Here is a 7,637-nt window from a genome sequence, read left to right as displayed (position 1 = left end):
AAGCCCTTTTCCCCCGCAAAACCCTCCCCATATACTGCTCGTGATGGAGCAGTGCTGCGTGTCAGGCGTTTCATCGGACGACGCTTCCGCCGCGTGTTCAGGTGCCTTCGGGGCCGGGCAGCGGGCGAGACAAGGAGAGTTGCTTTGAATATCGAGAAATATACCGAGCGGGCTCGCGGTTTCATCCAGAGTGCGCAGACCATGGCGCTGGGCAAGGGGCATCAGCAGTTCGCTCCCATCCACCTGCTGAAAGTCCTGCTCGACGATGACCAGGGCATGGCCAATGGCCTGATCGAGCGCGCCGGGGGCGATCCCAAGGCCGCGCGGGCTGCCGTCGAGGCGGCGATTGCCAAAATTCCCACCGTGTCCGGCGATGCCGGCCAGCTCTATCTCGGGCGCGAACTGGCGCGGGTGTTCGACACTGCCGAAAGCGCTGCGCAAAAGGCCGGTGATTCCTATGTCACCGTCGAGCGCCTGCTGCTGGCTTTGGTGGTCGAAAAGGACAGTGATGCCGGCAAGATCCTGAGCTCGGCCGGCGTGACGCCGCAGACGCTCAATGCCGCCATCGAAGCCATCCGCAAGGGCCGCACGGCCGACTCGGCCTCGGCCGAAAACAGCTATGACGCGCTCAAGAAATATGCCCGGGACCTGACCGAAGATGTGCGCGAGGGCAAGCTCGACCCGGTGATCGGCCGCGACGAGGAAATCCGCCGCACCATCCAGGTGCTGAGTCGCCGCACCAAGAACAACCCGGTACTCATCGGCGAGCCCGGCGTCGGCAAGACCGCCATCGCCGAGGGCCTGGCCATCCGCATCGTCAATGGCGATGTGCCGGAATCGCTCAAGAACAAGAGCCTGCTCTCGCTCGACATGGGTGCGCTGATTGCCGGCGCGAAATATCGCGGCGAGTTCGAGGAACGGCTCAAGGCGGTGCTGTCAGAGGTGACCTCGGCCGAAGGCCAGATCATCCTCTTCATCGACGAGATGCACACACTGGTCGGCGCCGGCAAGGCCGATGGCGCGATGGATGCGTCCAACCTGCTCAAGCCTGCCCTGGCGCGTGGTGAACTCCACTGCGTCGGCGCCACGACGCTTGACGAATACCGCAAGCATGTCGAGAAGGACCCGGCTCTGGCCCGCCGCTTCCAGCCGGTCTTCGTGGACGAGCCGACCGTGGAAGATACGATCTCGATCCTGCGCGGGCTCAAGGAAAAGTACGAGCTGCATCACGGCATCCGCATTTCGGATTCGGCGCTGGTGAGCGCGGCAACGCTTTCCAACCGCTACATCACCGACCGCTTTCTGCCCGACAAGGCCATCGACCTGATGGACGAGGCGGCTGCGCGGCTGCGCATGGCTGTCGATTCCAAGCCGGAAGCCCTCGACGAACTCGATCGCCGCATCATGCAGCTCAAGATCGAGCGCGAGGCCCTGCGCAAGGAAGATGACGACGGCTCCAAGACGCGGCTGGGCCGGCTCGAAACCGAACTGGCCGATCTCGAAGAACAGGCGCAGGAACTCAGCGCCAAGTGGCTGGCCGAAAAGGAACGCCTGCAAGGCTCGACCAGGATCAAGGAAGAGCTCGATGCGGCGCGCAGCCAGCTCGAAATCGCGCAGCGCCAGGGTGACCTGGCCAAAGCGGGCGAACTGGCCTATGGCGTCATCCCCGATCTCGAAAAGCGGCTCAAGACGGCTGACGATGCGAACGGTGACGGCAAGCCCGATCCGGTCATGGCCAAGGAGACCGTCGATTCGAGCGACATCGCCCAGGTGGTGAGCCGCTGGACCGGCATTCCGGTGGATCGCATGCTGGAAGGCGAGCGCGAAAAGCTGCTGCATATGGAGACCTCGATCGGCGCCCGCGTCATCGGGCAGGCCGAAGCGGTGGCCGCCGTAGCCAAGGCGGTGCGCCGGTCGCGCGCCGGGTTGCAGGATCCGAACCGGCCCATCGGCTCGTTCATGTTCCTCGGCCCCACCGGCGTCGGCAAGACCGAGCTGACCAAGAGCCTCGCCCAGTTCCTGTTCGATGACGAGACCGCCATGGTGCGGCTCGACATGAGCGAGTTCATGGAGAAGCATTCGGTGGCCCGCCTGATCGGCGCCCCTCCGGGCTATGTCGGCTATGACGAAGGCGGCGTGCTGACCGAAGCGGTGCGGCGCCGGCCCTATCAGGTCGTGCTGTTCGACGAGATCGAGAAGGCGCATCCCGACGTGTTCAACGTTCTGCTCCAGGTGCTCGATGACGGGCGGCTGACGGACGGGCAGGGGCGCACGGTCGATTTCCGCAATACGGTGATCATCCTCACCTCCAACCTCGGCGCCGAATATCTCGTCGAGCTCAAGGACGGGGATTCGGTCGAGCTGGTGCGCGGCAAGGTGCTCGACATGGTCAAGGCGGCGTTCCGGCCGGAATTCCTCAACCGGGTCGACGAAATCCTGCTGTTCCACCGGCTGGGCCGCGAGCATATGGGCTCCATCGTCGATATCCAGTTCGGGCGGCTGAAGCAGCTGCTGAAGGATCGCGACATCAGCCTCGAGCTGACGCCGCGGGCCCGTGAGTGGCTGGCCAACGAGGGCTACGATCCGGCCTATGGCGCCCGCCCGCTCAAGCGGGTGATCCAGCGGACAGTGCAGGACGGGCTGGCTGACGAGATTCTCGGCGGCAGGGTCAGCGATGGTTCCAATGTGGTGGTCGATGCCAATGACGACGGCATCGTGCTGCTGCCGGGCGGTAAGGCAGAGGCCGACGCCGCAGCCTGAACGGGGCGGATATAGTGTAAGGGCCGGTCACAGCGACCGGCCCTTTTTGCTGCAACGACCGGGACTGCGAGCTGTTAGTGACTTGCGGTGTGCTTGGGGATCGATTAGAACAAAAAGAGAACAAGGAGCGATCCGAATGACCGACAAGATCGACTATGTGGAGTTTCCCTCCAGCAATCGAGCGGTGACCAGCGCCTTTTTCCAGGCGGCGTTCGGCTGGGGCATTACCAGCTATGGGCCCGGCTATGACGGCCTGGAAGGCGCCGGGATCGATGGCGGCATCGACCAGGGCGAAGACCGGGTGGCGGCGACCATGGCCGTGGTGCGAACCGATGACCTCGACGGCGCCGAGCGCCGGGTGACCGCCGCGGGCGGAACCATTACCCGGCCGCAATATGACTTCCCCGGAGGGCGGCGCTTTCATTTCCGCGAGCCGGGCGGAAACGAGATGGCGGTCTATGTGGCGAGCGAATAGGCTGGGCAGGGCCTGAGCCCGGACGCCGCCATGACCCACGATATCGCTTCCCCGCAGAGCCGTCGTTTCGTGCTGGTGGCGGCCATTCTCGCATCGAGCATGGGCTTTATCGACGGGTCGGTGATTTCAATCGCCATTCCGGCCATCCGCGCCGATCTGGGCGCGACGCTGGCCGACGCGCAATGGATCAGCAATGGCTATCTGCTGTTCCTGTCCGCGCTGATCCTGCTGGGCGGGGCGGCGGGAGACCGGTTCGGGCTGCGCAACATGTTCGGGCTGGGCATCGCGGTATTCGTCATCGCCTCCTTGGTCTGCGCGCTGGCGCCGTCGCCACTGGTGCTGGTGATCGCGCGGGCGGTGCAGGGGACCGGGGCGGCGTTCATGGTGCCGGGCAGCCTCGCCATCATCGCCAAGGCCTATCCGCGCGAGGAACGCGGCCAGGCCATCGGCATCTGGGCGGCGGCCTCCTCGCTCACCACCATTGCCGGCCCTGTCATCGGCGGCTTCGTGCTGACGGCCTTGGGGGACTGGAGCTGGCGGCTGGTCTTCGCCATCAACCTGCCGCTGGGCCTTCTGGCCCTGGCCTTGCTGTGGTTCTGCGTGGCGCCCGATCGCCCCGAGGCCGGGCGGCGGCTCGATGGGGTGGGGGCGGTGCTGGCGACGCTGGCGCTCATGTTGATCGCCTATGGGCTCACCGGCGATGGCAGCGAAAGCGTGCCGCCGCTCTCCCACACCATCATCTGGTGCGGGGCGGGGCTGGTGCTGGCGGCCGGCTTCATTGTCTGGGAGGGGCGCAGTGCGCACCCGATGCTGCCCTTGCGGCTCTTTGCCAATATCGGCTTCTCCGGCGCCAACGCGCTGACCTTCGCGCTGTATTTCGCCCTTGGCGGCACCATGTTCTTCCTGCCCATGACCATGATCGCGGGCTGGGGCGAAGCACCGGCGACCGTGTCGCTGGTGCTGCTGCCCCTGGGGATCAGCCTGACATTGCTTTCCTCGTTGAGCGGCAAATGGGCCGACCGCTATGGGCCGGGGCCGCTGATTGCCGCGGGCTCGCTGCTGGTGGCTGCCGCCTTTGCGGCGCTTGGTCTGACCGCGCCGCTGCATGCGGTCTGGCTGGCCGTGCTGCCATCGATCGTGCTGCTGGGGCTGGGCATGGGGCTGGTGGTGTCGCCGCTATCGACGGCAGTGATGACCGCGGTGAGCGATAGCGATACCGGCGTCGCCTCGGGCGTCAACAATGCGGTGGCGCGGGTGGCGGGGCTGGTGGCTGTGGCGCTGCTGGGCGCGGTGGTCGCGTCGGTCTTCGAGCAAAATCTGGACGCGGCAGCGGAACTGCCGATCTTTTTCGGCGTGGTCACCGATGGGTTGAGCCCCGAGGAAGACACTCTCCGGCTGGCGGCAACCGATGCGGCCTTCGCAGCGGTCGCCTATATCACGGCCGCGCTCAGCGTCGTTTCAGCGCTTGTCGCCTGGCTGACGCTGGAACGCAAGCTCTAGGACCAGTCCTGGTTTACCGCGTTTGCGAACCGCAAAACCGCTCTAGTGATTGGCGTCGGCCACGGTCACCGGGGCAGGGTCGCGCGCCATCAGGTCGTTGATCTGCGCCATGGTCTGGGCGAACCGGGCCTCATATTGCTGGGGCAGGACATTGTCCTTGGGCAGCTTGACGCTCAGCGGGTCGACCAGGTTGCCGTTGATCTTGATCTCGAAATGCAGGTGCGGGCCGGTCGACTGGCCGGTGGTGCCGACATAGCCGATGATCTGGCCCTGGCGCACGGTGCTGCCCACGCCCAGCCCGTCGACATAGCGCGACATGTGGCCATAGGCCGTCTCGTACCCGTTGACGTGTTTGATTTCCACCTTGTTGCCGTAGCCGGACTGCCACTTGTAATATTCGATGACGCCATCGCCGGCGGCATAGATCGGGGTGCCCGAAGGGGCGGCGAGATCGACGCCGGTATGCAGCTTGCGCGTGTGGAATATGGGGTGGATGCGGTAGCCGAAGCGCGAGCGCAGCGTGCCGCCGCCTTCGAGCGGCCGGCGCGACAGGAAGCGTTTACCGGTTTCGCCGTCTGGATCGTAGAAATCGATCACGCCGTCATCGGTGCCGAAGCGATAGAGCTGGCGGGTGGTGTTGCCCAGGGTCAGGCCGACATACAGCAGTTCGGTCCGGCCTTCGGCATCCGGCACGGTTTCGAGAATTTCGATGGAATCGCCGGCGGCGATCTTCTTGGTCATGTCCACGTCATAGGCGAACATGCCGATGATGCGCTCGATAGTGGCGTCGTCGAGATCGTGCTTGCGACCTGTCTCCCAGATGGAGCGATAGACGCTGGGCAGGTTGGCGACATTGACTTCCTCGGTGTCTTCGTCGGGAAATTCCACGAAGTCCGGCTCGATGCCGAGCACATACTGGCCCGTATCGGTCAGGGCCACGGTGGCCCGGTATTCATAGCTGCCATCGTTGCGCGGCGTATAAAGGCTCATCCGGTAGGGGACGAGGCTGGTCGCTTCGTGGCTGAGCGGCCCATAGAGAATGCGCAGCCTGGTGCGGGCGGCGAGGTCCGTGCTGCTGAGCACGTTGCGCAGCGCATCGGCAACCAGTGCGACCTGGTTGGCGGTAAAGCCGTTCTTGCCCAGCACATCGTCGAGCGATGCCGCCTCGCGCAGGGTGAGGAAGCGTTCGGAGCGGCCGAGGGCCGCGTCGGCGGGCTGGGTGGTCTGGGGAACGATCGTGACATTCTCGGCAACGCCGCCCAGCGCACCGGTTCCCGACAGCAGGCCGAGATCGTGCACCGACGGGGCGAGCGCGGCATAGGCCAGGGTCGGGGGGACATCGTCGTCGCTGAAGAAGGTCGCCTCGACGACACTGCGGACATATTCGGCGGCCGACTGGTCGGAAATGGCGCGGGGCGGCACGAAGGTCATCGGCATGGCCGCCAGGCGCACTGCCACTTCCCCTTCCACTTCGGCACCATAGACGTCGGTATTGATATCGACAGTGTCCGTGGCCGCGATGGGCTGGGTGGCGTTGAGAATGGCCACCGGATCATAGTCGGGCACCCCCTCCGACAATGAGGTCGGCGCCGTCGCCAGCGTGGCGCGGATGCGCGTGAAGGGCTGGTTGCGGATCATGTCGCGGCCATCGACCGTCTCGCGGATCGAGGCCTCGATGATTTCGAGATCGGAGCGGGTGGCGGTGACCGGCCGCACGCGGGAGGATTTGGCCGAAAGATCGGTGGGGGCCAGAGCTTCCGATTTCGGGCGGGCGATCTGCAGCGCCTCATAGGCGGTGGAGAACGTGTCCTGGCCCTGGAAGGAGACATAGAGAGCCGCGCCCATGAGCAGCACGCTGGTCAGGCCCGTCATCACGGTGCCGGTCAGCCAGGCAAAGCTCAGCTCGCGCCCATGGGGGATTTCGCCATCGGTCGACTGCACCGTCAGCGCCGGGCTGTCCTCGAAGCCGGTGGCCTTGAGCAACGCGGCATGGCGGTTTCTTTGCGCTGCGTTCAACGCCCCATCCTTTGATGTGTCACGGCAGGCCCCCGTCCCGGTCTTGCGCCGGTTGCGCATGCAGCTGACCGCGTGTGCGCGCGGAGTCTATATCAATCAACAGCGCTGATCCAAAAAAAATGCGGCGAAACTGCGGGCTGAAGTGTGAGGCCATGCGCAAGCGCCGCCTGTGCTGCGGTTGTCGCGTGGTCGGCATGCCCAACTGTGCGAACATGCCTGACGTGAAGATGGGGAGTATGAAGGAGGTTTTGGGGATGAGTTCCCGGCGCTCGCTGCCGCCCCATTCACCGTGTCATCCCGGCGCAGGCCGGGATCCATCCTGAGGTGGGGGTGTTCGGTAGCAGAATGATCCACCTTGCGGCTGCGGCACGATATCGAGATGGATCCCGGCCTGCGCCGGGATGACATCGGGGGGCGGGAGGTTTTTGGGGGACGGACAAGATAGATAAGTCCTTACGGGCGATACAAAGCCGGCTCCAGGCTGGATCGTCACCCTCGGACTCGACCCGAGAGACCTGATCCTTGCCGGATGCTCGGCACGTGAAGAGCTTCCGGGGCAAATCCAGGGGCAACGCGCGGCGGGGAGGGGAGCATGGTGGAGGCCCTTCCACCGGATGCGGCCGTTGATCCGGCCGGGCATTGAAAAGATTGAGAAAAATCCTATATTGACTGCAGCGGCAGCAAAGCCCCGAAATCACTGGTGACTCAGTCGAGTTTTCCACATGGTCAAAAACGCCAAAATCAGAAAATGACGGTTTTGTCGCTTTGGGGGGTTTACAGCCAAAAGGGTCGCCCCTATAACCCGGCTCATCGCTGCAGACCGCGGCGCCGGCAACGGCCCGAACGAGCAGCAAGCCACTGAAATCACTAAGAAATTAGCGAATTC

Annotated in this window: 4 protein-coding genes; 3 read left to right on the top strand and 1 reads right to left on the bottom strand. The window is 64.7% G+C overall.

Annotated elements, in window-relative coordinates; genetic code table 11:
• The first annotated feature begins 144 nt into the window (after window positions 1-144).
• The 3 genes from clpB to ASD04_RS13970 all read left to right on the top strand — a co-directional run bounded on the left by clpB (window position 145) and on the right by ASD04_RS13970 (window position 4,735).
• A complete protein-coding gene (gene clpB, locus ASD04_RS13980) occupies window positions 145-2,760 on the top strand; it encodes an ATP-dependent chaperone ClpB (protein WP_056258075.1) in 2,616 nt (871 codons plus the stop codon).
• A gap of 136 nt (window positions 2,761-2,896) precedes the next feature.
• A complete protein-coding gene (locus ASD04_RS19470; protein WP_056258072.1) occupies window positions 2,897-3,235 on the top strand; it encodes a VOC family protein in 339 nt (112 codons plus the stop codon).
• A gap of 30 nt (window positions 3,236-3,265) precedes the next feature.
• On the top strand, window positions 3,266-4,735 hold the full coding sequence (locus ASD04_RS13970) for an MFS transporter (RefSeq protein WP_056258069.1): 1,470 nt from the start codon (window positions 3,266-3,268) through the stop codon (window positions 4,733-4,735).
• A 42-nt stretch (window positions 4,736-4,777) separates the two neighbouring features.
• Here the strand turns inward: ASD04_RS13970 and ASD04_RS13965 are convergent, their stop codons facing one another.
• Window positions 4,778-6,751, bottom strand: a complete 1,974-nt coding sequence (locus ASD04_RS13965; protein ID WP_162245138.1) for a M23 family metallopeptidase — start codon at window positions 6,749-6,751, stop codon at window positions 4,778-4,780.
• Between the last annotated feature and the right edge of the window lie 886 nt (window positions 6,752-7,637).

Origin of the sequence: Devosia sp. Root436 (assembly GCF_001426345.1) — a bacterium.
In the GTDB taxonomy this organism is placed as follows: Bacteria; Pseudomonadota; Alphaproteobacteria; order Rhizobiales; family Devosiaceae; genus Devosia.
Note: the sequence above shows the minus strand (reverse complement) of the source record. Positions and strands in the feature narration are given on the sequence as shown.

Coding starts and splice junctions, on each gene's coding strand:
- ASD04_RS19470 (WP_056258072.1), top strand. CDS start 2,897: ATGACCGACAAGATCGACTATGTGGAGTTTCCCTCCAGCAATCGAGCG.
- ASD04_RS13970 (WP_056258069.1), top strand. CDS start 3,266: ATGACCCACGATATCGCTTCCCCGCAGAGCCGTCGTTTCGTGCTGGTG.